The organism is Campylobacter concisus (assembly GCF_902460415.1).
In the GTDB taxonomy this organism is placed as follows: domain Bacteria; phylum Campylobacterota; class Campylobacteria; order Campylobacterales; family Campylobacteraceae; genus Campylobacter_A; species Campylobacter_A concisus_Y.
Map to the genome: position 1 here is coordinate 1 of NZ_CABPTY010000020.1, position 604 is coordinate 604.

General features: G+C 36.3%; 1 pseudogene. It reads left to right on the forward strand.

The annotated features are described in order from the left end of the window. Window positions 1-450: pseudogene (locus FZ940_RS09515) on the forward strand (hypothetical protein); the annotation flags it as partial. Between the last annotated feature and the right edge of the window lie 154 nt (window positions 451-604).

A 604-nucleotide genomic window follows, 5' to 3' on the forward strand; every position in this document is an offset into this window, starting at 1 on the left:
ATTTTAAAGCCTACAATCAAAGAACTATCGGCGGAGCGCAACCTTTTTGATATGCGCCGCACACCTTTTCAAAAACTATCAGTCCGAAAATTTAAAAAAGGACGAGAGATTGAAACGCTAGAATTTACTTTTATGCCGCAGCCTGTTTCAGAGCTTGAAAAAGACGAGAAAGAGAACGAAAGAAATCTAGCAACTATTGCAAGAGATATCCAAAGAGAAGAGAGGCTGCGATCTTTGAAACAAAACAAAATCGTCGAGCTAAAACCCTACCTTTTCCAAAGCGTCAGAGTTAAAAATCCACACACTCAAGAATATGACACCCTAAAAATTATTGAGCTAAATGATTACCAGGATAAAATCAAAGCCAAGCTAAAAAATTCTGATGATGACTACATAACCGAAATGACTTTCGAGAGCATAAAACACCTACAAAATTTCTTAGGTTTTTAGTCATTGTATGTTAAAAAAATCATTGAAAGTATGAAGCAATGAAAGAAACCGTTAAGCTAATACTAGAGCAAATAAAAATGCTCGAACACACTTACGACTTTGCAGTTGGGGAAACTGGTTTGCGTATGGATAGCGACAAAGAGGAGATACTAAA